The organism is Isoptericola sp. NPDC019693, assembly GCF_044389085.1.
Classification (GTDB): Bacteria; Actinomycetota; Actinomycetes; order Actinomycetales; family Cellulomonadaceae; genus Isoptericola.
This window is the reverse complement of sequence record NZ_JBIRXP010000003.1, coordinates 530277-554061: the sequence shown is the minus strand read 5'-3', so window position 1 is coordinate 554061 and position 23785 is coordinate 530277. Positions and strand designations below refer to the sequence as shown.

Below are 23785 nucleotides of genomic sequence, written 5' to 3'. Positions count from 1 at the left end.
CCGCCACTCACCCGTAGCCCGCTCATCCGACATCACGAAGGCCGGACATGACGAAGGCCCCGACCGGATCCCGGTCGGGGCCTTCTGGATGTCGACGACATCCCCTGGTAGCGGGGGCAGGATTTGAACCTGCGACCTCTGGGTTATGAGCCCAGCGAGCTACCGAGCTGCTCCACCCCGCGTCGACTCCCTGAACATTACGGCGTCCCCCGGCGCGAATCAAATCGGATCGGGCGAATGGGACTCAGGTCACACCTGGCCGCCATCCTGCCCGGCCGTACGCCCGGCCTCCCCGACGACGACGGGGCCGCCGGTCCCGACGGACCGACGACCCCGCGCCTCGCACCACCGACCGGTCAGCCGGCGGCCTCGATCTCCTTCTCCGCGGCGACCGCGTCCTCGATCGCCTTCTGCAGGCGGTCCTGCGCCTGGCCGTACGCGGTGAAGTCGCCCGCCTTCAGCGCCTCGTCGCTGGCGGTCATCGCGTCGTTCGCCTCCTGCAGGGCGGTGTTCAGCCGCGACTGCGGGTCACCGGCCGGCGTGGAGCCACCGGTCGGCTCCGCGCTCGGCTCCGTGGTGGGCTCGGCGCTCGGCTCCGTGGTGGGCTCCGCGGACGGCTGCGTCGCCCCGTCCTCGCCCTCGACGGGCGCGGTGGGCACCTCCGTCTCCACCTCGCCGTCGGCGTCGCCGGCGTTCGCCCCGGAGTCGCCGCCGAAGACCTGGTCCAGGGCCTCGTCCAGCGTCTCCGCGTACCCGGTCTGGTCACCGAAGGCGACGAGCACCCGACGCAGCAGCGGGTAGGCCGTGCCACCCGCCGACTGGATGTACACCGGCTGCACGTACAGCAGGCCACCGCCCACGGGCAGGGTCAGCTGGTTGCCTCGCACGACGTTCGACGAGCCGCGCTCCAGGATGTTCAGCTGCTCCGAGATCGTCGGGTTCGAGTCGAAGTTGTTCTGCACCTGACCCGGTCCGGGGACGGTCGAGTCGCGTGGCAGCTCGAGCATCCGTAGCTTCCCGTACCCCTCCGACACCTCGCCCGCGGTCGACCCGGCGTCGCCGTCGGCGGCCAGGTACCCGGTGAGGATCTCGCGGTCGGTGTTACCGCCCGGGATGAAGGTGCTCGTCAACGAGAACGCCGAGGCGTTCTGTCCCGGCATCTGCAGCGACATGTAGTACGGGGGCTGCTTCGCCGCGTTCGGGCCCGTGGCGCCACCGGTCGACACCGGGTCCGCCGGGTTCGCCCAGAAGTCCTGGCCGGAGAAGAACTGGCCCGCGTCCTCGACGTGGTACTGGGTCAGCAACGTGCGCTGGACCTTGAACATGTCCTCCGGGTACCGGATGTGGCTCATCAGGTCGCCGGAGATCTCGGACATCGGCTCCACCGAGGTCGGGAACACGTCGGACCACGCCTTGAGGATCGGGTCCTGCGTGTCCCAGGCGTACAGGGTCACGGAGCCGTCGTAGGCGTCGACCGTGGCCTTCACCGAGTTGCGGATGTAGTTGACCTCCGGCGGCATCTCCACCGGCACGCCCTGGGCGGCCAGCGTCAGCGAGTCCGCCGTCGCCTCCTGCATCGGGCGGCTGGTCGAGTACGGGTACGCGTCCGAGGTGGTGTACCCGTCGATGATCCACTTGACCCGGCCGTCGACGACCGCGGGGTACATGCCCTGGTCGAGCGTCAGCCACGGGGCGACCTTCTGCACGCGCGTCATCGGGTCACGGTCGTAGAGGATCTGCGACTCGTCGGTCACACGCTCGGAGAACAGCATCTCCTGCGCGCCGAACTTCAGCGCGTAGAGCAGCTTGCTGCCGAACGACCCGACGGACGGGCCGGCGGTCACCTCGTCGGTCGGGAACGTCGTGTTGACCTGCTGGCCGCCCTGCTCGTCGTCGGCCTGGTAGTCGAGCTCCCACGGCTCGACGTCCTCCGGTGCGCCCACGATGGAGTAGTCCGTGGTGGACGGGCTGAAGTAGATGCGCGGCTCGTACCCCTTGTCGGTGAGCGCACCCTGGGTCGGGATGCCGCCCTCGTAGAAGGCGGGCTGCCCGTCCGGGCCGGGCTGGTTGCCGTACGCGGCGACGACGCCGTAGCCGTGCGTGAAGACCGTGTGGTCGTTCACCCAGTTGCGCTGGCCGTCACCCAGGCCGTCGAGGTTCAGCTCGCGCACCGCGATCACGGTGTCGCGCGACTCCCCGTCGATCTCGTACCGGTCCACCGACAGGTTGTCGGCGAAGTTGTAGTACTGCTTGTTCTGCTGCAGCTGCCGGAACGACGGGCTGACGATCTGCGGGTCGAGCAGACGCACCGACGCCGTCGTGTCGGCGTCCTCGCGCAGCGCGCCCTGCTCGGCCTCCGTCGTGGCGTCGTACGGCTGGGTCTCGATGTCGTCCAGCCCGTACGCCGCGTGCGTGGCGTCGATGTTGCGCTGGATGTAGTCGGCCTCGAGCTCCTGGGCGTTGGGGTTCACCTGGAAGCGCTGCACCACGGCGGGGTAGATGCCGCCGATCGCGATCGCCGAGACGACCATGAGCCCGACGCCGATGGCCGGCAGCCGCCACGTGCCGCGGACGGCCGCCACGACGAACAGCATCGCCACGAGGACCGCGACGCCGGTGAGGATCTCCTTCGAGGGGATGACGGCGTGCACGTCCGAGTAGGAGGCGCCGTTGTAGGTAGTCGCGGTGCCGCCGTTCGTCGCGGTGAGCAGCGAGTACCTGTCGAGCCAGTAGTTCGCGCCGATCACGAGCATCAGGACGGCGCCCAGGACCGCGAGGTGGACGCGGGACGCACGGGTGGTGCGCGGGGTGCCCGCCGGGACGGGGCCGAGCCGCAGCCCGCCGTACAGGTAGTGGGTCACCAGCGCGGCGATCCCGGCGACGATCACGACCGCCATGAGGAAGCTGACCGCGAACCGCAGCGCGGGCAGCGAGAAGACGAAGAACCCGAGGTCGATCCCGAACTGCGGGTCCTTCTCGCCGAACGACGAGGGGTTGAGCGCCAGGAGCACGGTGCGCCACTGCGCGGACGCCGCGACGCCGGCGAAGAACCCGACCACGACCGGTCCAGCGATCGTCACGACGCGCCGCAGCGGCTCGACCGCCTCGCGGTACTGGTCGAGGGTCGCCTGCTCAGGCGTCGACGGCGCGTAGACCGGGCGCACCCGGTACGCGATGGCGAAGGACGAGAACACGGCGGCCGCCATCACGAGGAAGCCGACGACGAAGAGGATGCCGCGGGTGATCCACTCCGTCCAGATCACGTTGCCGAAGCCGAGCGCGTCGAACCACATGATCTCGGTCCAGAACTGCGCGAGGAGCAGCAGCGCGACGACGACCGCGGCGACCACGACCAGCGTGATCGCGAGGGGGCTCCGGCGACGCTTGGCGGGCGGACCGCCTGGTCGTCGACGGGGTGGGGCAGCGAAGGACACGGTGCGGGCACCTCACTCGTGCTCGGGACGGACGGACGTTCTGATGGGGAACGTCCCTGTCATCCCTCAGGTTCCCACGCTTCGCCCACCGGTGGGCGACCGGCGCTTCACCAGCCGGTCACGAGCACGTCGGCAGGTCCGCGCCCTTGCCCGCGCCGATCGCCTCGACGGCGGCCCGCGCCTCCTCGAGGGTCGCCACCCGGGCCACCCGCAGCCCGTCGGGCACGTGCCCGACGACCTCGTCACAGTTGTCCGCCGGGGCGAGGAACCATTGCGCGCCGTCGTCCACCGCGCCGAACAGCTTCTGCTGGATGCCGCCGATCGGGCCGACCGTGCCGTCGACGCTCATCGTGCCCGTCCCCGCGACGCGCGCCCCGTCGAGCTCGTCCTCCGGCGTCATCTTCGTGATGATGGCCAGCGCGAACATCGTCCCCGCGCTCGGCCCGCCGATGTCGCCCGGCCGGATCGTCACCTGGACGGGCCACGCGTACTTGGGGTCCAGGAGCACGCCGAGCGCCGCGCGCCCGTCACCCTCGGACGTCGTCACCGTGACGTCCGTCGTCGTGCCGTCCCGCTCGACGCCCAGCGTGACCTCCTCGCCCGGGGTCACGTCGTCGAGGCCCTCGAGCAGGTCCTGGTGCGTCGTGACCTCCTGGCCGTCGATGCTGCGCACCACGTCGCCCGGCTCGACGACGCCGTCGGCGCCGGAGTCCGGCACGGTCCCGGCCACCGTGAGGGTGGCGGGCACCTCGTACCCCAGCTCCGTCAGCGCGGCCACGGTCGCGGCCGACTCGGAACCCGCCATCTGCGCCTGACCGACCTCCTGCTGCTGCTCGCGCGTCGTCTGCTGCGGGAAGACCGCCTCGACGGGCTGCACCGACCGTTCGCGCGAGCCCCAGCCCCACAGCACGTCTCCCAGCAGGACGTCGCCACCGGGCCCGCCGTAGACCGACACGGTGGTGAGCCGCAGCTCGCCGGACACGTCGTAGGTCTCGGCGCCCTTGATCTCGACGACAGGCTTCGCGGTCGCGCTCCCGCCGCCGCTCGACGTCTCCCCCGAGTCGCCCTGCACGTCCGCGCCCTGCAGCCCGAGGGTGTCCTCCGTCGGACCCGGGGCGCGGATGGCGTACGGGGTCGGGAGCACCAGGAGCACCGCGGCGAGGAGCGCGGTCACCAGCAGCGACACGCCGAGCGTCACGCTGCGCCGCGACGCTCGCGCGGCGGGGAACGTCTCCTCGTCGGGCGACGACGGGTCGTCGGGCGCGAGGACGTCGCGGTCGAAGGTCACCGGCACATCATCGCCGACGTTCCTGGGCGCTGCGTGCGGGCGCCGGCCCCGCCCCAGGGTCTCCGGGAGATCTGCGCCCAGAGCGAACTGCCGGAACCCCACGGCCCGGCCGGGCGTCGTCGGTGGTTACGGTGAACCCGTCGGGCGACGGCCGCCGTCGCCGCCGCCCGTCCCCCGCCGCGTCCCTCCACCGCACAGCCGAGGAGTCCCCGCATGAGCAACCTTCCCGACGACCCCGAGGGTGCCGAGGAGCGCGAGCGCATGCTGCGCTCGATGCTGGAGGGCTTCTTCGGCGACCGCACCGACGAGGTCCTCGCCCAGATGCGCGCGCAGGGCATCGACCCGGCAGCGCTCGCGGGGATGCCGGGCGCCGGGACCCCCGACCCGGCGACGATGCAGCACGTCCTGGCGCAGGTGCAGCGGCTGCTGTCGGCGTCCGGTGACGGCCCCGTCAACACCGACGTCGCGCACGACATCGCGCGCCAGGTGGCGGTCGCCGAGGGCGACCCGTCCCTCACGGGCGGGCAGGCCAAGGCGGCGACGGACGCGCTCGGGGTGGCGGAGCTGTGGCTCGACGCGGTGACCGACCTGCCGCCCGCCGGCGGCCGCGCGCACGCGTGGAGCCGTTCGGAGTGGGTCGAGGCCACCCTGCCCGCGTGGCACCGGCTGGTGGCACCGGTCGCGACGTCCGTCGCCGACGCGCTCGCCACGGTGCTGCGCGACCAGCTCCCCGGGGACCTGGGCGACGCCGACGCGCTGGGCATGCCGGGGCTCGCCGGGCTGCCCGCCGGCGCCCTCGGCGGCGGCCTCGATCCGGCGCAGATGATGCGGCGGCTCGGGTCGGCCGTCTTCGGCATGCAGGTGGGTCAGGCCGCCGGGACCCTGTCGCGGGAGGTGTTCGGCGCCACCGACGTCGGCGTCCCGCTGCTGTCCGAGCCGGCCACCGTGCTGCTGCCCACGAACGTCGCCGCGTTCGCCGACGGGCTCGACGCGCCGATGGAGGAGGTGCGCCACTTCCTGGCGCTGCGCGAGGCCGCGCACGCCCGCCTGTTCACGCACGTCCCGTGGCTCGCGGCGCACCTGCACGGGCTCGTCGAGCAGTACGCGCGCGGCATCACGATCGACCTGGACGTGCTCGAGCAGCAGGTGCGGGACATCGACCCGGGCGACCCCGAGGCGCTGCGCGGCGCGCTGACCGGTGGCGTCTTCGGCCTGCAGCACACGCCGGAGCAGGAGGCCACCCTGCTGCGGCTCGAGACGGCGCTGGCGCTCGTCGAGGGCTGGGTCACGGAGGTCGCGGCGACCGCGGCGCTGCCCCACCTGCCGCACACCTACCCGCTGCGGGAGATGATCCGGCGCCGCCGCGCCGCGGGCGGGCCCGCGGAGCACACCTTCGCCACGCTCGTCGGGCTCGAGCTGCGCCCGCGCCGCTCCCGCGACGCCACGGCGCTCTTCGCGCACGTGCTCGCCGAGGGCGGCCCCCAGGCCAGGGACGCCGTCTGGGAGCACCCGGACCTGCTGCCCGGAACCGCGGACCTCGACGACCCCGCCGGTTACTTCACGCGCCGGCAGGCGCAGGCGGACGAGCAGTCCGACGTCGACGCGGCGCTGGCGCAGATCCTGGACGCGGCGGACCAGACCGGCACGGACCAGACCGGCACGGAACAGACCGGCACGGAAGGATCCGGCGAGGACGGGGACAAGCCCGCCTCCTGAACCGGGCCGTGGCGCTCAGCCGGCGGCGGCCCCGTCGTCGGAGAGCGCCGGCGACACGCCGCCGTCGTCCTGGACGAACGACACGCCCTCCAGGAACCCGCGCGCCCGGTCGGTGCGCGGGTAGGCGTCGAGCAGCTGCCAGAACGCGGGGCCGTGGCCGGCGTGCAGCAGGTGCGCCAGCTCGTGCAGCAGCACGTAGTCGAGCACCCACTCGGGCATCCCCTGCACCCGGGTGGAGATCCGGATCGAGCCGTCGACCAGCGTGCACGACCCCCACCGGCGCCCCTGGTGGGGCGACCAGGAGACGCTCGTCGGATGGGCGCGACCGCCCAGGTACCGCTCGGAGAGCTCCTTGGCCCGCTCGACGAGCTGCTCGTCGGACGGGCGCCGACGGCGCTCCTTGTCCTCGAGCCGTGCGAGCATCTTCGCCACCCACTCGCGCTCCTGGGCGCGCGAGAAGCGCGCGGGAATGGCCACGACGGTGCGTTCGCCGTCGCGGTACGCGCTCACCGTGGCGGTCCGCCGACGGCTGCGCCGGACCTCCACCGACGTCATCATCGTGTCGTGGGCCACGGCACGACGGTACCGGGGAATCATGAATTTTGTGTGTCAGAACACACGAACCGGGCGGCGTCGAGGGCGGCGCGGACCGGCCGAAGGGCCTGTGGACGACGCCCCGGACCGCCCACCGGCACGTGCCAGGCTGGCCGCATGGCAGACGCCGACAGCCCGCCCGCCGTGACGGCCCCCCACCTCACGCTGCGCCCGGCGACCCCCGTCCTCGACCACGGCGACGGCGAGATCCAGCTCGGGACGGACCCCCGGTGGAGCCTCGTGCTGTCCGGGCTCGACGACCACGAGGCGCGCTGGCTGCGCGACGCGGGGTCGCGGCGGCACCGGTCCCTCGACCGCGGCGCCCGGCGCTGGGGCGTGAGCCCGGAACGCCGCGAGCTGATCGTGCGCGCGCTGCGCGACGGCGGGTTCCTCGTCCGTCCCGCTGCGGACCGGGCGCCCACGTCGGCCGGGACCGGGGCGGACTGGACGCCGGACGCCACCGTGCTGGGCGCCCTGCGCCCCGACGGGGCGGGCGCGCACACCCTCGCCCGCCGCGACGCCCGCACCGTCGGGGTGCACGGTCTCGGCCGGACCGGCACCGCGCTGGCAGGCCTCCTCGCCGGCGCCGGCGTCGGCACCCTGGTCCTGGACGACCGGAGCCCGGTGCAGGTGGGTGACCTCGGGCTCGGCGGGCACGGCCCCGGGGACGTCGGTCGTCCGCGGGAACGCTCCGCGGCCGAGCGGCTCGCGGCCGCGCACCCCCGCCTCCGGGTGCGCACCGAGCTCGAGGTCACCGCAGGCGGAGAGCCACGGCTGCCGGACGTCGTCGTGGTCGTGGAGTCGCACGCGGCACGCCCGGAGCGGTACGAGCGGCTGCTGGGGGCGGGCATCCCCCACCTGCCGGTCGTCGTGCGGGAGGCGGACGTCGTCGTGGGCCCGCTGGTGCTGCCCGGGCGCTCGGCCTGCGTGGGCTGCTGCGACCGGCACGCCGCCGACGCCGACCCCGGCTGGCGTCACGTCGTGGCGGACCTCGGACGCCGGCCGGCCGACGCGGCCCAGGAGACGACGCTCGCCGCGACGGCCGCAGCGCTCGCGGCCGGCCAGGTGCTCGCGCTGCTCGACGGCGCAGCGCCGGCGACCGTGGGGCGTCGCCTGGAGGTCGCGCTGCCCGAGGCGGTGCCCCGCGCACGCGACGTCGCGGCGCACCCCGGCTGCGGGTGCACCACCTTGCCGGTCCCGGCCTGCAGGACGGCAGGTGGTACGACAGAGCGCGAGGCCGGCCGAACGCTCGCGAGGTAGTGGTGCACCACCTGCGAGGTTCGGGCGACCTCGCGCTCTGTCGTACCACCTCGGCCCGCCCGGGCGAGGTGGGGGATGCCGCTCGACGCGGCCCCCGCGGTCATGCTGCGACGGTCTCCGACTTCCGGGGCCGGCCGCGACCGCGCTTGCGGGCCACGACCTTGCCGTCGACGAAGACCTCACCACCCCAGACGCCCCACGGCTCCTGCCGCTCGAGAGCGCCCGCGAGGCAGCCGGACTGCAGCGGGCAGCCGCGGCACAGGGCCTTGGCCTCCTCGACCTGGGCGGTGTGCTCGGCGAACCACAGCTCCGGGTCGTTGGTACGGCACGGCAGCAGCGCCGCGAACTGGCGGTCGAGCTCGGCCACCTCGGCCGGGCTCTGGGTGAGGGGTTGATGCGGGGTCCAGGGGCCGGATCCGCCCTGGGGGATCGTGTCGAGCAGCCGCTCGTCCAACAGCTGTGCGAGGCGCACGAGTTCCTCCGTCAGGTCCTGGGTCTTGAAATGAACGTCGGTGTTCAGGACCTGCGGGTGGACCTCTGGTGTCAGAGGTCCGGCTCGAACGACCTGGTGAGGTCTTCTTCCCTGAGCGGAAAGACGAAGGCCGCGGGTCCCGGGGGGACTCCGCGGCCTGGATCCGGTTCTAGACCGGATGGCTCCAGGGGGCGGAGTCGGGTGCGATGTGGAGATCGGCGTTGCCTGCTCCGTGCTTGCGCGCGCGGAACGGACGGACGGCGCTGAGCTCGCCACGGGCAGACGTGTACCCGGGCGCGCCGGCAGACGCGGTCGCCATCACGATCTGAGTCATCGTGTCCATCTTGTGCACCCACCTCCTCACTGCTCTCGGACCTCCGCCTCTCGGCAGACGCCACTCCGTCTGGGACTCTCCGAGCATAGACGGCCTCGCCCGGGCCGCCACATCTTTTTTCGAGTTTTTCTTCGGCGAGTTTTTCCGGGCGTCCGATCGGGGCCCGAGAGGGGCCGGATCGGGGCCGGATCAGCCCGCGTGCTCCGCGACGATCGCCAGGATCGTCTGCCCGTAGCGGTCGATCTTCGCAGGGCCCACGCCGTTCACGCGGGCGAGCTGTGCCACCGACGTCGGCCTGAGCTCCGCGATGGCGGCCAGCGTGGCGTCGCCCAGCACGGTGAACGCCGGCTTGTCGGTCTCGCGCGCCACCGACAGCCGCCACTCGCGCAGCGCGTCGAACAGCGCGACGTCGTGCTCCCCCGTGAGCTGCTGACGGGCCTGACCGCGCACGGCACGCCCGCGGCCCCGGCGGTCGGACGGGTCGTCCGGCCACAGCCCGTCGAGGAAGCGGGTGCGCTTGCGCGTCGCCCGACCGCCCGGGTTGCGCGACCGCGCGAACGACAGCTCCAGGTGCTCGCGGGCGCGGGTGATCCCCACGTACAGGAGGCGCCGCTCCTCCGCGACCCCCTCGTCCGTCTCCGCCAGCGAGATGGGCATGAGGCCCTCGCTCACCCCCGCGAGGAAGACGGCGTCCCACTCGAGGCCCTTCGCCGCGTGCAGCGACGCCAGCGTCACGCCCTCGACGGTGGGCGCGTGCTGCGCCGAGGCCCGCTCCTCCAGCTCGCCGACCAGCGTCGCCATCGTGGCCGGCGCGTCCTCGGGCGCCGCTGCCGCGACGTCGTCGGCCAGCCCGACGAGCGCCTGCATCGCCTCCCACCGCTCGCGTGCGGCACCGCGCGCCGCCGGCGGCTGCTCCGTCCAGCCGGCGGTGGTGAGCACGTCGCGCACCTGCTCCGGCATCGGCTGGTCCGGGTCGGCTGACCGGGCGGCGCCGCGCAGCAGCACGATCGCGTCGCGCACCTCCTTGCGCTGGAAGAACCGCTCGCCCCCGCGGACGAGGTAGCTGATCCCCGCGTCGGCGAGCGCGGACTCGAACGCGGCCGACTGGGCGTTCGTGCGGTAGAGCACCGCGATCTCGCTGGGCCGGACGCCCGACGCGATCAGCCGGCCCGCGCGAGCGGCGATGCCTGCCGCCTCCGCGTCGTCGTCGTCGTACGCCGTGAAGCTCGCGGGCGGGCCGGCCGGGCGCTGCGCGACGAGCTCGAGCGCCCCCGGGACGCGGCCGCGCCGCAGCACCTGGTTCGCGAGGTGCACGACCTGCGGCGTGGAACGGTAGTCGCGCACCAGCCGCACCACCTGCGCGTCGGCGTAGGTGCGCGTGAAGTCGAGCAGGTAGTGCGGCGTCGCGCCCGTGAAGGAGTAGATCGTCTGCGACGGGTCGCCCACGACGCACAGCTCCCTGCGGTCGCCCAGCCACTGGTCGAGCAGGAACTGCTGCAGGGGCGAGACGTCCTGGTACTCGTCGACGACGAAGTGCCGGTACTGCGAGCGGACCTCGTCGGCCACCTGCCGGTGGGAGTTGAGCATGTCCGCGAGCATCAGCAGGACGTCCTCGAAGTCGATGACCCCGCGCTCGGTCTTGACGTCCTCGTACGCCGTGATGAGGCGGGCCACCGTCTGGTGGTCGTAGCCCGACGGCGCGGGACGGTCGTCGACGAGCGCCGCCTTGACGTAGTCCTCCGCGGTGACGAGCGACACCTTGGCCCACTCGACCTCGGAGGACAGGTCCCGCACGGCGACCCGGTCCACGCTCACACCCACGCGGCGGGCGGCCTCGGCGACGGCGGGCGCCTTGTGCTCGAGGATCCGCGGCGGTGCGCCGCCCACGACGCGCGGCCAGAAGTACCCGAGCTGGCGCAGCGCCGCCGCGTGGAAGGTGCGCGCCTGGACGCCCACCACGCCCAGGTCGCGCAGCCGGGTGCGCATCTCCCCTGCCGCGCGGGCCGTGAACGTCACCGCGAGCACCGACGTCGGCTTGTAGGTGCCGGTGCGCACGCCGTAGGCGATGCGGTGCGTGATCGCCCGCGTCTTGCCGGTGCCCGCACCCGCCAGCACGCAGACCGGCCCCGTGAGGGCCAGCGCCACGTCCCGCTGCTCGGGATCGAGGGCGTCGAGGATCGCGTCGGGATGAAGCGGGGCGCTCGGGGAGTTGGTGGTGGTCGACATCGTCTGCGATTCTCGCAGCCGTCGCCGACACGCCGCTCCCGTCGTCCCCAGGCCGTGGCACGGGGTACCGGGAAGCGGCACCCATGATCAGGAGGACCCGATGACCACCGCCACCCCGCAGCTCCCCGAGCCGGGCACCGTCACGATGTACTCGACCGCGTGGTGCGGCTACTGCCGGCGCCTGCGCACCCAGCTCGACTCCGAGGGCATCGCGTACACGGTCGTCGACATCGAGGAGCAGCCGGAGACGGCGGAGTTCGTGGAGCAGGTCAACGGCGGCAACCGCACCGTGCCGACGGTCGTCTTCCCCGACGGCAGCGCCGCGACCAACCCGTCGCTGCTCGACGTGAAGGCGCGCCTCACCGCCTGACCCGGGCCGCGGGGTCGCGCGGTCGCGGGGTCGCCCGGACCTCAGCCGGGCAGCTCTCCCCCGTACCACTCCTCCACGAGCGCGCGGGCGATCGACGGGCGACCCGGCAGGCCCACCTCGCCGGCCCGCACGCCCGCGAGCAGCTCGTCACGGGTGAACCAGCGCGCCGCCGTCACCTCCGCGCCGTCCACCTCGACGTCGGTCGCCACGGCCCGCGCCCGGAAGCCGAGCATGAGCGAAGCCGGGAACGGCCAGGGCTGGCTGCCGCGGTACACGACGTCGCCGGGCCCCTCGCCGATCACGACGGACGTCTCCTCGGCCACCTCCCGGCGCACCGCCTGCTCCAGCCCCTCCCCCGGCTCCACGTAGCCGGCGAGGGTCGAGAACCGCCCCTCGGGCCAGTGCGCGGCGTGCCCGAGCAGCAGCCGGTCGGCGTCGTCGACGACCGCCATGATCACCGCCGGGTCGGTGCGCGGGTAGATCTCGACGTCCTGCGCCAGGCATCGGCGCACCCACCCCGCCTGCTCCACGACCGTCGGCTCGCCGCACCGCGGGCACCGTTCGTGCGACGCGTGCCACGCGGCGAGCGCCACCGCCTCCGCGGCAAGGGCGTCGCCCGGCCGCCCGCCCACCTCGCGCAGCCCGGCCCACCGGTGCTCGCGCGCCAGCCGCGGGGCCGGGGCCGCCGGGGAGACGCCCTCGATCCCCACGGCGTCCGCGTCCGCCTCGTCGGGCAGCACGAGACCGAGCAGCCCCGCGCCGTCCTGCACGCCGAGGAACAGCCAGCGGTGACCCGGCACGTGCGCGTCCGGGCGGTCGGCCCGCTCGGGCTCGGCCGGCAGGCCGTCCGCGTCCGCGACGCCGACCAGGGCGAGGTCGCCTGCGTCGTCGACGGCGACGCGGCCGCGCAGCACCAGGACGACTCGCGTGGCGGGGTCGGCCAGCAGCCGCGGGATCAGGCCCGGCTCGGCACGGCGCTCGGACGCCCGGTCGTGGGTGGCGCGGGTGTAGGAGAGGTCAGGGAGCGGGGTGGCGGGCGTCACGGGGAGACGGTACCCGCCGTCGTGGCTAGACCGCCTCGGCCGGCATCTCGAGGTCGTCCACGTGCAGCGCCTCGCCGCAGCGTGCGCACCGCACCTCGGCGTGCGTGGCCTCCCCGCACGTGCGGTGCCGGTAGACGACGGGCGGCCCGTCCGGACCGGCGAGCCAGCGGTCGCCCCACGCCGACATCACGAGGAGCACCTCGCACAGCTCGCGCCCACGCTGCGTGAGCCGGTACTCGGAGCGCGGCGGGCGGTCGCTGTAGGGGACGCGGTCGAGGACGCCCTGCTCGACCAGCCAGCCCAGGCGTTCCGTGAGGACCTTGCGCGAGACGCCGAGATCGGCGCGGATCTGGTCGAAGCGGTGGAGGCCCATGAGCACGTCGCGCAGGACGAGCGGGGACCAGACCTCGCCGACGACGTGGAGCGTCCGCGCGATCGAGCAGTGCATCTGGCTGAAGTCGGTGCGTTGCACCCTGCCAGCCTACGTCAGTGGGTTCCCTGAAGAGACCATCGGGTCTACCGTGGAACGGTTCCCTGAAGAGACGGAGCAGCCATGTCCCCCGACCGCACCCCCCTGCCGCAGGGCGACCCCGCCCTGCTCGACACACCCGTCGCCCGCGAGCTCCTGGCCGGCACCGCGCCGGCCCGCGTGGCCTACCTCGCCCCCGACGGATCCCCGCGCGTCGTGCCGACCTGGTTCCACTGGACCGGCACCGAGCTCGTGACGGTCACCTACGTGGCCGGGCCGGCCGTCCGGCACCCGGCCCGGCGCCTGGCCGCGCTGCGTGCGGACCCTCGCGTCGCGGTCACCGTCGACGACGACGGGCCGCCGCCCCGCGTCCTCACCCTGCGCGGGCGCGTCACCCTGGCCGAGGTCCGGGGCGTGGCGCCCGAGTACGCCGCCGCCGCGCGACGCTATCTGGGCACGGAGGCGGCCGCCGAGATGCTCGCGGAGGTCGACCACCCCGCGCTGCGCCAGGCGCGGATCGGGCTGCGGCCGGAGTGGGTCGGCCTGCTCGATTTCACCTCCCGGCTCCCGAGCGCCCAGGGCGGCCTCGTGCCGGAGGCGGCGCACCTCGGGTGAGCGGGCCCGGCCAGGTCCGGCGCCCGGCGGCGCCGTCCGAGCAGCAGGGCGCGCCACACGTCCGAGGGAGCCCCACGAATCGCGGCACACGCGCGTGGTGGAGCCATCGCGCTTCGGCGAGCGTCTACGGTGGGCGGGTGCCACGCAGCCCGCTCGCCCTCGCCGCCCTCGCGACGGCCGCCGTCCCGGGCCTGGACGCCCGCTCGGTCCGCCCCGAGGAGCTGCCGGGCGACTACGACGTCGCCGTCGTCACGGCCGACGACGGCGTCGACTGGCTCGTGCGCGCGCCCCGCACCACGATGGCCGGCGCCGCCCTCGAGGCGGAGACCGAGCTGCTAGAGGCCCTGCACCTGTACGTCGACGCGGGCGTGCTGCCCTTCACCGTGCCGCAGGTGGCCGGGTTCGCGCTGCTGCCCGAGGGCGGGCGCGCCGTCGTGCACCGGCACGTGACCGGCACGGCCCTGGACCTCGACGCCCTGCGCCCGGGCCCGGGCCTCGCCGCCGACCTCGGCCGCACCCTCGCCGCGGTGCACGAGCTGCCCGCGTCCGTCGTCGAGTCCTGCGGCCTGCCGTCGTACACCGCGGCCGAGTACCGCGAGCGCCGGCTCGTCGAGCTCGACGAGGCGGCCGCGACCGGCAAGGTGCCGCCGACGCTGCTGCGGCGCTGGGAGGCCGCGCTCGAGGACGTCGCCCTGTGGCGGTTCCAGCCCGTCGTCGTGCACGGCGACCTCGCCACCGACCAGATGCTCGTCACGGGCGGGCGGGTCACCGCGATCAGCGGCTGGTCCGACGCGCGGGTGGCCGACCCGGCCGACGACCTCGCCTGGCTGCTCGTCGCGGCCCCGCCCGACGCGGTGGACTCGATCATGGAGGCGTACCAGCTGCGGCGCACCGAGCTGCACGACCCGCGGCTCGTCGACCGCGCCCTGCTGGTCGGCGAGCTGGCCCTCGCCCGCTGGCTGCTGCACGGCGTCCGGCGCGGCCTGGACGACGTCGTCGCCGACGCCGAGGCGATGCTCGCCGACCTGGACGAGGCCACCCGCGAGGACGCCCCCGCCTGACCCCGCCGTCGCAACGTGCGTGCTGACTCTTTCCTCTACGTAGCGCTGTGAGGAAAGAGTCAGCACGCACGTTGCTCCTCACCGGCTCCCGCCCTGGCCTGCGAGGTCGGCGAAACCTCGGGCTCACCGGTCCGGGACGGACCGAAACACGACCTCAACGTCGTGGCGACGTGCCCACAACCTGCGACGACGAGACTCGGCGGCGACCCAGCGCCTCCACCCCCGCCGAAGGATCCGTCATGTCGTACGTGATGCCGCAGGACTTCGTCTCGCAGATGATCGCCACGGGCGAGAAGAAGCTGTTCATGTCCACCCGGGACACGCTCATCCGCTCGTTCATGGGTGGTGCCATCCTCGCCCTGGCCGCGGCCATGGCGGTGACCATCTCGACCAACACCGGGAACCCGCTCCTCGGGGCGGCGTTCTTCCCGATCGGTTTCATCATGCTCTACCTGATGGGCTTCGACCTGCTCACCGGCGTCTTCACCCTCGTGCCGTTCGCGGTCATCGCCCGCCGGCCCGGCGCCACCTGGGCGGGCATGTGGCGCAACTGGGGCCTCGTGTTCTGCGGCAACTTCGCCGGCGCGTTCATGGTGGCCCTGCTCATGGCGATCACCTTCACCTACGGGTTCTCCACGCCGCCCAACGAGATCGGGCAGGCCATCGGGCACATCGGCGAGGGGCGCACCGTCGGCTACGCCGACCACGGCGCCGCCGGCATGCTCACGCTGTTCGTGCGGGGCGTGCTGTGCAACTGGATGGTCTCCACCGGCGTGGTCGCCTTCCTGATGTCGAAGGACACGATCAGCAAGGCCGTCGTCATGTGGATGCCGGTGTTCCTGTTCTTCTACATGGGCTTCGAGCACTCCGTGGTGAACATGTTCCTGTTCCCCTCCGGCCTGCTGCTGGGCGGCGACTTCACCGTCATGGACTACCTGGTGTGGAACGAGCTCCCGACCGTGGTCGGCAACCTCGTCGGCGGCCTGACGTTCGTGGGGCTGCCGCTCTACCTCACCCACTACCGGACCCGGCCCGAGCGCCGTCGGCCCGTGCCCGCCGCCCCCGTCGAGGAGCGCGTGGCCACGCCGGTCGGCTGAGCCGCCGCCAGGCACCGCTGTCAGACCGAACGTCCCCCGACCGAAGGACCCCGATGGACCCGATCATGACCAAGGCCGCCGCCGCCGAGCAGGTCGTCACCGCCCGCCTGCGCTCCGGCCTCACCTGGCAGGAGATCGCCGACAAGGTCGGCGCACCCGTCGTCTGGACGACGGCGGCCCTGCTCGGCAACCACCCGATGACGGCCGACCAGGCGTCCGCGGCGTGCACGCTGCTCGGCCTGGGCGAGGACGTCGCGGAGGCGCTGCGGCTGCAGCCCTACCGCGTGCGCGACGAGGCGGTGCTCACCGACCCGACGATCTACCGCTTCACCGAGGCGCTGGCGGTGTACGGGCCCGCGCTCAAGGAGCTCATCCACGAGGAGTTCGGCGACGGCATCATGTCGGCGATCAACTTCCAGGTGGACATCGCCCGCCGGCCGCACCCGGACGGCGACCGGGTCGTGGTGACCCTCGACGGGAAGTTCCTCGACTACCGCTGGTGAGCCGCGGGCCCCGCCGTCAGGCCCCGCGGACCAGCGCCTCCAGCTCGGCCTCGTCGAGCAGGCGGCGCGGCCGCACGGTGGTGCCGCTCGCGACGTAGACGAACGCGGCGGACACCCTGTCGAGCGGCAGCCCCGTGTAGCGGGACCAGGCGAGGCGGTAGACGGCGAGCTGCACCTCGCGGGCCGACCGCGCCCCCGCGTCGCGCGGCTCGTGCCCGGTCTTCCAGTCCACGACGACGACGGCCGGCGCCTCGCCCTCGCCCGGGGGCGGGGCGTCCGGGTCGGGGAAGACGGCGTCGATCCGGCTGCGGAGCATCACGCCCGCCACCGGCGTCTCGACGTCCACCTCGACCGCGAGCGGGGTGCGCGACGCCCACGGGGACTCTGTGAACCGCTGGCGCAGCGTCTCGAGGTCGACGTCGGGCGCGATCTCGCCGTCCTCGGCGCCCGGCAGGTCGTCGACGTCGACCAGCGACGAGGACGTGAAGAACCGTTCCACCCACTCGTGGAAGTGCGTGCCGCGACGGGCGTGCACGGTGGGCTCCTGCGGCACGGGACGGCGCAGCTGGAGCGCGAAGCCGTCGCGGTCCCCCGCGAGCCGGACCAGGCCCGACGCCGAGACGTGGGCCGGCAGCTCCACCTCGCGCGCCCCGCGCTCGCCGCGCTCGGTGAGCAGCGTGCGGGCCAGGAGCACGAGGTCGCGGCCGGACGCGTCGCGCAGGACTCCCGTGGGGATACCGTCCGACCTCCCCGGGTCACGACGCGCCGCGTCGACCCGGGCCGCCGACGCGCGCAGGACGTCGCGCGGGCTCGGCCCACCGTCGGCGCCGGCCGTCTCGGCGGGGTCGGCGGTGTCGGCGGGGTCGGCGGGGTCGGCATCCTCGGCGATGTCCGCGGGGCGCTCGGGCACGGGCCACGGCGCGGCGTGCTCCACCGCGTCGCGCGGGTTGCCGGCCGCGGGGTCGGGCTGGTCGGCCCAGCCGCCGGCGTCCACCACCCCGGCCTCGACGAGCTCCGCGAGGAACGGCGAGACGCGGCGCGGCGTGCTGCCCGTCCCCCACCAGTGCGCGGTGAGGAACAGCTCGCGGCGGGCGCGCGTGAACGCGACGTAGGCGAGCCGCCGCTCCTCGGCGAGGCGGTGCGCTCCGCTGTCCGCGCGGAACTGGTCGCGGCGCGCCGCGAGGTCCTTGGTGTCGACGGCCTCCGCCCAGCTGAACTCGGGCAGGTCGGGCGCGTCGCCGCGCAGGTGGTAGGGCAGGGCGGAGACGTCGGTGAGCCAGCCACCGTCCAGCCGGCCCTGCGAGGACTCGGCCTGGCTCGGGAACACGCCGTCGACCAGCCCGGGCACCGCGACCACGTCCCACTCCAGCCCCTTGGCGGCGTGCGCCGTGATGACCTGCACCGCGTCGGGGTCGGGCTCGCGCACGGGCATGTCGAGACCGCGCTCCTGGTCCCCGGCGACGCCCAGCCAGGCGAGGAACGCGCCGAGCGTCGCGACGTCCGCCGACTGCGCGAAGCCGGCGGCCACGTCGCGGAACGCGTCGAGGTGCTCCCGGCCCCGCAGGCTCACGCCCGCGGCCGCGCCGCCACCGGGTCCACCGCCGGGTCCGCCACCGGGCCGACCGCCGACCACCGCGGGCGCGAGCGTGTCCGCGAGCACCTGCGCCGTGGCGACCTCGACGTCGAGCCCGAGGGCACGCTCGGCCGTCACCACCAGCTCGGGCAGCGACAGGTAGGTGAGCCCTCGCAGCTCGCGCAGCAGCCGTGCCAGGGCGGTCAGCCGGCCGTGGCCGGCGACCGACAGGACGCGGCCGTCGCGCGCCGGGCGGCCCGGGGCGGGCAGGTCGTCGAGCGCGTCGACGATCGAGCGGTGGTCCACGACGTCACCCTCGACGACCACCGGGGCGTCGCCGTCGTCCTCCTCCCCGCCCGCGGCGTGGCCGCCCGGGCGGGCCCCGTCCGCGCGGGCCAGGTCCGACGCCCACGACCCGAGCGCGTGCAGGTCGGACGCCCCGAGGTTGACGCGCGGCCCGGTGAGCAGCCGCAGGAGCGAGTCGCCGCGCGACGGGTCGTGCACGGCCTCGAGCAGCGCGACGACGTCCACCACCTCCGGCGTGGACAGCAGCCCGCCCAGGCCGACGACCTCGACCGGCAGCCCCCGCCGGCGCAGCGCGACCTCGACCGTCGCGAACTGGGACCGCGCCCGGCACAGGACGGCGGCCGTCACGCGGTCGGAGCCGTCCCGGCGGGTCGCGCGGCGCCAGCGTGCCGCGACGAACTCGGCGGCGGCCTCGGCCTCCTCCTCGCTGGTGGCGGCGACGTGGGCGCGCACGGCGCCGGTGCCCGCGCCGGGACGCAGGTCCAGGGGCGGCACGTCCACGCCCGTGCCGGTCTGCCGGGCGCGGTCGCGCAGCGGCGCCGCGGCCACGTTCGCGGCCGCCAGCACGGCGGCGTCGTTGCGCCACGACGTGCTCAGGTAGCGCACGGCCGCCGGGGCCCCGGCGCGCGTCCGGAACCGCTCGCCGAAGCGCGCCAGCCCGGACGCCGACGCGCCCCGCCAGCCGTAGATCGACTGGTGCGGGTCGCCCACGGCCGTGACGGCGTGCCCGCCGCCGAAGAGCCCCGCCAGCAGCTCCACCTGGGCGTACGAGGTGTCCTGGTACTCGTCGAGCAGCACCACGGGGAAGCGGGAACGCTCCGTCGCCCCCACGGCCGGCACCGACCGCGCCAGCTCGGCCGCGAACGCGATCTGGTCCCCGAAGTCCAGCGAGTCCGCGACGCGCTTGCGGCGCCGGTACTCCGCGACGAGGTCGAGCAGCCGGGTGCGCTCCGCCACCGAGTCGATCAGCCCCTGGATCTCCTTGGTGCGCTTCTTCTGCCGTGGCCCGAGCGGCAGCGCGTCCATGCGGGCGACGACGTCCGCCAGGGCGTCGCGCGCCTCGTCCACGGGCAGCAGGTGCTCGCCGAGCTCGCCCGACAGCGCCAGGACCGCTCCGGTGACCGTGCTCACCGCCCGGTCCGTGTCGAGGTCGCCGGCCCACGACTCCACGACCTGCGCCGCGAGCTGCCACTGGTTCGCCTCGCCCAGCAGGCGCGAGCCCGGCTCGATGCCGAGCCGCAGCCCGTGGTCGGTCACCAGCGACGCCGCGTACGCGTTGTACGTCGCGACGGTGGGCCGGGCGAGCAGGTCCAGCCCCGACGTCGCGCGCCCCTGCGCGCGGGCGAGCTGCGCGAGGCGGGACTGCACCCGCTGGGTCAGCTCGGCCGCGGCCTTGCGCGTGAACGTCAGCCCGAGCACCTCCTCGGGGGCCACGAGATCGTTGGCGATGAGCCACACCACGCGCGCCGCCATCGTCTCCGTCTTGCCCGAGCCGGCGCCCGCGACGACGAGCACGGGCTCCAGCGGCGCCTCGATGACCGCGACCTGCTCGTCCGTGGGCGCCGGACGCCCGAGCAGCTCGGCGATGGCGCGCGCGGACAGCCGCGGCTCCGCGGCCCGGGGTGCGCCCGGCCCGCCGTCGGCCGCCGTGCCGCCGGCCGGGTCGGCCGCGGCGAACAGGGTGTCGTCGTCGAACAGCACCGCGTCGGGGGACGTCGCGGCGACCCCACCGAGGGCACCGGGCCCTGCGAGCTCGGGAAACCCGAGGTCGTCCTCCCGGCCCGGCTCGCCGAGCGCCGCCCAGGCGTCGTCCGCGAACGCCCCGGCGAGGTCGTCGGCGTCGGGTCCGTCGCCGTCGCGCCGCGGCTCGGGTGCGGCCGGGCCGGTGGCGGGGTCGCCGGTCACTCGATCACGTTCCTTCCCTCGGGCTGCACGGGGCACGACCGGCGCACCGGGCACATGGGGCACAGGTCGTTCTCGTGCGCGGTGAAGCGCCCGGCAGCCATGGTGTCAGCGGCGGTCTCCACCAGCGCCCGCGCCCAGCTCGACCCGTCGTCGCCGACCTCCAGCGCCGGCTGGTCGCGCAGCGTCGGCGCCACGGTGGGCGTCCCGACGTAGACCAGGCGCGCGCCCGCGCTCGGCGTCCCCGGCGGCAGGTCGAGCGCCCCCTCGGACACCGCGAGCTGGTAGGCGCCGAGCTGCGGGTGCTCGGTGGCCTTCGCGCGCGCGGGTGCGCTGCGCCCGGTCTTGAGGTCGGCCACGGTCACGCCCTCGTCCCCCGCGTCCTCGACCCGGTCGATCTTGCCGCGCAGGTGCGCCCTGCCCACGGTCAGCTCGAACTCCGGCTCGACGAGGACCGGGTCGCCCGCCTCCGCGTAGTAGGCGGCGAGGCGCTCGATCATCCGCTCGGCCCGGTTCCGCAGCTGGCGCGACGGCCAGCCGTCGGGGAGCGCGAGCTCGGGCCAGCGGCGGTCGAGCTCCGCACGCAGCTCGGTGAGCGACGCCTTCGGGAGGTCCTCCGCGATCGCGTGGACCAGGGTGCCGAGCGTCTGGTGGGTGGCGTCGGGCGCCGTCGCCCCCGCGGACTCGAACGCCCATCTCAGGGCGCACGTGCTGACGGTCTCCACCTTGGACGGCGAGACCGTCACGACGTCGTCCGGCCCCCACAGCGGCGCCTCGCTGGACGTCGTCGCCACCCCGTACCAGGTGCGCGGGTCCGCCTCCGGGACCCCCGCGTCGGCCAGGTCGGCGAGGAGGGCGGCGGCGACGTCTGCCGGGTCGTCGCCGGGGCGCCCCGCGTCGGTCTCCCCCGCGGCACGCACCAGGGTGGCGCGGGCCTCGGCCACGACTCCCCGCAGGTCGAGCGGCGGGCCCACCGTCACCCGGCGCGGGTCCGGACCGTCACCGGAGGCACCGTCGGCACCGTCGGCGGCGGGCGGTGCGACGAGGTCGAGGAACACCGACGGTGCGTCCTCGGCGTCCTCCACCGCCGTGACGACCAGACGGCGCCGCGCACGCGACGTCGCGACCGCGAACGCCCGCAGCTCGTCCGCCAGGACCTGCCGGCGGGCCTCCGGGCCCATGCCGTGAGCGTCGTCGGAGCGGCCTGCGAGCAGCTCGACGAGCGCCTGCGAGCCCAGCAGCGAGTCACGGAGCCGCAGGTCGGGCCACACGCCGTCCTGCACGCCCACCACGACGACGACGTCCCACTCCCGTCCCGCCGCGCCCGCGGGCGTCAGCGCCTCGACCGCGCGCGCGCCGCTCGCGGAGGCCGCGAGCGAGTCGGCGGGCAGGTCCTGCGACGCCAGGTAGTCGACGAAGGCGGCCACCGGGGCGCCGGGCATGCGGTCCACGTAGGTCTCGGCGGCACGGAACAGCGCCAGCACGGCGTCCAGGTCGCGGTCGGCGCGCGCACCGGCCGGCCCGCCCGCCAGCGCGGCGTCCCGCCACCGGTCCGCGAGCCCCGTGGCCGCCCACACGGCCCACAGCACGGTCTGTGCCGTGGCCCCGGGCTCCCCCGCCGCCGCCCGACCGGCAGCGAGCACGCGCGCGACGGCGACCGGGCCGCGGCGCACGGGCGCGGGGAGGGTCTCGGCCCGCGCCGGGTCGTCCAGCACCTCGACGAGCAGCGCGTCGGACGACCGTCCGCCCCCACCCGACAGCTCCTCCGCCCGCAGCGCGCGCCGCAGCCGGCGCAGCGCCACGGCGTCGAGCCCGCCCACCGGTGAGGTGAGCAGCAGCGCCGCCGTCTCCGGGTCGAGCGCGGAGCCCACACCAGGATCCCCGAGCTCGTCCGCGATCAGCCGGTCGACACCACCGCCCGCGGCGCACACGCGCAGGGCCGCCAGCAGGGGCGACACCGCCGGCTCGTCGCGCAGCGGGAGGTCGGAGCCGAGCAGCGCCACCGGCACCGACGCCGCGACCAGGTCGCGGCGCAGGGACACCAGCCGGTCGCCGCTGCGCGCCACGACCGCCATCCGCTCCCACGGGGTGCCGTGCAGCAGGTGCTCGGCACGCAGCTCGCGCGCCACGAACGCCGCCTCCTGCGCCGGCCCGGCGAGCACCGCGACCTGCACGCCCGTGGGCTGTCCGGCGTCGGGCCCGCCGGCGTCCGCCGCGGCGTCGGACGGCCCGTCCGCCTCGCGCTCGTCGCGGACCGGGTCGACCTCCGCGGGCGTCCCTGCTCCCTCCGGCCGGGGGCCGGCGCCGCGGTGCAGCGCGCCCGAGACGGTCGCGATGCGTGACGTCACCGCCCGCGTCACCGCTCGCAGCCCCTCCGGCTGGCGCCACGCCGTGCCCAGCACCACGGTGCGCGCGTCGAACGCGCCCACGACGCCGCCGCGCGCGGGTGCCGCCGCCCGCCCGACGAGCCCCGGGGACGCGCCACGGAACCCCTGCACCGCGGAGTCCGGGTCCGCCAGCAGCACGAGCCGCGCGCCCGCGTCCCGCAGCACGTGCAGCAGCCGTGCCGTCGCGACCGTCGCCTCCTGGTAGTCGTCCACGACGACGAGGTCCCACGACGGGCGCGGCACGTCCGGCAGCTCCTCGTCCCACGCCGCCAGCGCGTGCGCCGCCTCGTCGATCACGCCCGCCGGGTCGTACCGGGCGCCCGCGTCCGGGGTGCCCAGCCGCAGCGTCGTGACGTCCAGGTACTCCTCGTAGAGCTGCGCGGCGAGGACCCACTCGGGTCGGTCGTGCCGCCGGCCCAGCTCGTCGAGGTCCACCGGCCCCAGCCCGCGCTCGGCAGCGCGCATGAGCAGGTCGCGCAGCTCCTGGCGCAGCCCGCGCAGCCCCAGCGACTCCTCGGGCAGCCCGGGCGGCAGGGCGAGGCCGGTGCCCTCCCCCGACAGGTGGCCCTCGAGCAGCTCGGCGAGCACGAGGTCCTGCTCCGGGCCCGAGACCAGCGTCGGGGTCGCGTCGCCGTGCGCCGCGGCCCGCGACCGCAGCACCGCGAACGCCGCCGACGCCGGCGTGCGCACCATCGGCGCGCCCAGCGTCCGGCCCGCGCGGGCGGTCACCTCGTCGCGCAGCCTCGCCGCCGACCGGCGGGACGCCGCGAGCACCAGCACGCGGCCCGGGTCCAGCCCCGGGGTTCCGCCGTCCCCCGCGAGCGCCCGCACCGCGACGGTCGTCGCCACCGTGGTGCGCCCCGTGCCCGGCGCGCCGACCACGAGGGTCACGTCGCCGTCGAGCGCTGTCGCGACCGCCGCCTCCTGCGTCGGGTCGAGCGCGACGCCGGCGCCCACGACGTCGGCCGGCTCCGGCGCCACGAGGCGCACGGCGGGAGAGGCTGCTGACGTCACGGCACCGATTCGACCATGCCCCACCGACAGCCCCACCGAGAGCCCCACCGACAGCCCCACCGACAGCTCCAACGCCGGCCGGAGCGGCAGCCGCGCGCCCCGCCCGCGACGCGCCGGTTTC

16 protein-coding genes and 1 tRNA gene are annotated in these 23785 nt (G+C 75.2%); 7 read left to right on the top strand and 10 right to left on the bottom strand.

Annotation, left to right across the window (positions count from 1 at the left end; all coding sequences use genetic code 11):
* Positions 1-105: 105 nt before the first annotated feature.
* From ACH436_RS11610 to ACH436_RS11600, 3 genes are all read right to left on the bottom strand, one after another.
* A tRNA-Met gene (locus tag ACH436_RS11610) sits at positions 106-182 on the bottom strand.
* 174 nt (positions 183-356) lie between these two features.
* Positions 357-3434: a UPF0182 family protein gene (locus ACH436_RS11605; protein ID WP_430560333.1), complete on the bottom strand. Its 3078-nt coding sequence runs from the start codon at positions 3432-3434 to the stop codon at positions 357-359.
* A 118-nt stretch (positions 3435-3552) separates the two neighbouring features.
* Positions 3553-4722 (bottom strand): PDZ domain-containing protein, encoded by a 1170-nt coding sequence (locus ACH436_RS11600; RefSeq protein ID WP_430560332.1) that lies wholly within the window; start codon positions 4720-4722, stop codon positions 3553-3555.
* 213 nt (positions 4723-4935) lie between these two features.
* On the opposite strand from ACH436_RS11600, the gene ACH436_RS11595 reads away from it, so the two are divergent.
* Positions 4936-6438 (top strand): zinc-dependent metalloprotease, encoded by a 1503-nt coding sequence (locus ACH436_RS11595; protein ID WP_430560331.1) that lies wholly within the window; start codon positions 4936-4938, stop codon positions 6436-6438.
* Between the two features lie 15 nt (positions 6439-6453).
* Here ACH436_RS11595 and ACH436_RS11590 read toward each other — a convergent pair whose 3' ends face one another.
* Positions 6454-7035 carry a M48 family metallopeptidase gene (locus tag ACH436_RS11590; RefSeq protein ID WP_430560330.1) on the bottom strand — a complete coding sequence of 194 codons (582 nt, stop codon included), beginning with the start codon at positions 7033-7035 and terminating at the stop codon, positions 6454-6456.
* Positions 7036-7149: 114 nt separating this feature from the next.
* Here ACH436_RS11590 and ACH436_RS11585 point away from each other — a divergent pair, with 114 nt between their 5' ends.
* A complete protein-coding gene (locus tag ACH436_RS11585; RefSeq protein WP_430560329.1) occupies positions 7150-8292 on the top strand; it encodes a ThiF family adenylyltransferase in 1143 nt (380 codons plus the stop codon).
* 100 nt (positions 8293-8392) lie between these two features.
* On the opposite strand, the gene ACH436_RS11580 is transcribed toward ACH436_RS11585, so the two are convergent.
* Both ACH436_RS11580 and ACH436_RS11575 read right to left on the bottom strand, forming a co-directional pair.
* Positions 8393-8764, bottom strand: a complete 372-nt coding sequence (locus ACH436_RS11580) for a WhiB family transcriptional regulator (RefSeq protein ID WP_430560328.1) — start codon at positions 8762-8764, stop codon at positions 8393-8395.
* Between the two features lie 523 nt (positions 8765-9287).
* Positions 9288-11324, bottom strand: a complete 2037-nt coding sequence (locus ACH436_RS11575; RefSeq protein WP_430560327.1) for an ATP-dependent DNA helicase UvrD2 — start codon at positions 11322-11324, stop codon at positions 9288-9290.
* 100 nt (positions 11325-11424) lie between these two features.
* On the opposite strand from ACH436_RS11575, the gene ACH436_RS11570 reads away from it, so the two are divergent.
* Positions 11425-11694, top strand: a complete 270-nt coding sequence (locus ACH436_RS11570; protein ID WP_430560326.1) for a mycoredoxin — start codon at positions 11425-11427, stop codon at positions 11692-11694.
* Positions 11695-11735: 41 nt separating this feature from the next.
* Here ACH436_RS11570 and nudC read toward each other — a convergent pair whose 3' ends face one another.
* Both nudC and ACH436_RS11560 read right to left on the bottom strand, forming a co-directional pair.
* Positions 11736-12737, bottom strand: coding sequence for an NAD(+) diphosphatase (gene nudC / locus ACH436_RS11565; protein ID WP_430560325.1), 1002 nt, complete (start codon positions 12735-12737; stop codon positions 11736-11738).
* Positions 12738-12762: 25 nt separating this feature from the next.
* Positions 12763-13209 carry a winged helix-turn-helix transcriptional regulator gene (locus ACH436_RS11560; RefSeq protein WP_430560324.1) on the bottom strand — a complete coding sequence of 149 codons (447 nt, stop codon included), beginning with the start codon at positions 13207-13209 and terminating at the stop codon, positions 12763-12765.
* Positions 13210-13290: 81 nt separating this feature from the next.
* Between ACH436_RS11560 and ACH436_RS11555 the strand changes: the two genes are divergently transcribed.
* The 4 genes from ACH436_RS11555 (at position 13291) to cynS (ending at position 16482) form a co-directional block, all read left to right on the top strand.
* Positions 13291-13821: a pyridoxamine 5'-phosphate oxidase family protein gene (locus ACH436_RS11555; protein WP_430560323.1), complete on the top strand. Its 531-nt coding sequence runs from the start codon at positions 13291-13293 to the stop codon at positions 13819-13821.
* 137 nt (positions 13822-13958) lie between these two features.
* Positions 13959-14882, top strand: coding sequence for a macrolide 2'-phosphotransferase (locus ACH436_RS11550; protein ID WP_430560322.1), 924 nt, complete (start codon positions 13959-13961; stop codon positions 14880-14882).
* A gap of 239 nt (positions 14883-15121) precedes the next feature.
* Positions 15122-15979, top strand: coding sequence for a formate/nitrite transporter family protein (locus tag ACH436_RS11545; RefSeq protein ID WP_430560321.1), 858 nt, complete (start codon positions 15122-15124; stop codon positions 15977-15979).
* A 53-nt stretch (positions 15980-16032) separates the two neighbouring features.
* Positions 16033-16482 (top strand): cyanase, encoded by a 450-nt coding sequence (gene cynS / locus ACH436_RS11540; RefSeq protein ID WP_430560320.1) that lies wholly within the window; start codon positions 16033-16035, stop codon positions 16480-16482.
* Positions 16483-16498: 16 nt separating this feature from the next.
* On the opposite strand, the gene ACH436_RS11535 is transcribed toward cynS, so the two are convergent.
* Together ACH436_RS11535 and ACH436_RS11530 are read right to left on the bottom strand one after the other, a co-directional pair.
* Positions 16499-20266: a UvrD-helicase domain-containing protein gene (locus tag ACH436_RS11535; protein WP_430560319.1), complete on the bottom strand. Its 3768-nt coding sequence runs from the start codon at positions 20264-20266 to the stop codon at positions 16499-16501.
* Positions 20263-23664 (bottom strand): PD-(D/E)XK nuclease family protein, encoded by a 3402-nt coding sequence (locus ACH436_RS11530; protein ID WP_430560318.1) that lies wholly within the window; start codon positions 23662-23664, stop codon positions 20263-20265. The genes ACH436_RS11535 and ACH436_RS11530 overlap by 4 nt, the downstream gene beginning before the upstream one ends.
* Positions 23665-23785: the final 121 nt, after the last annotated feature.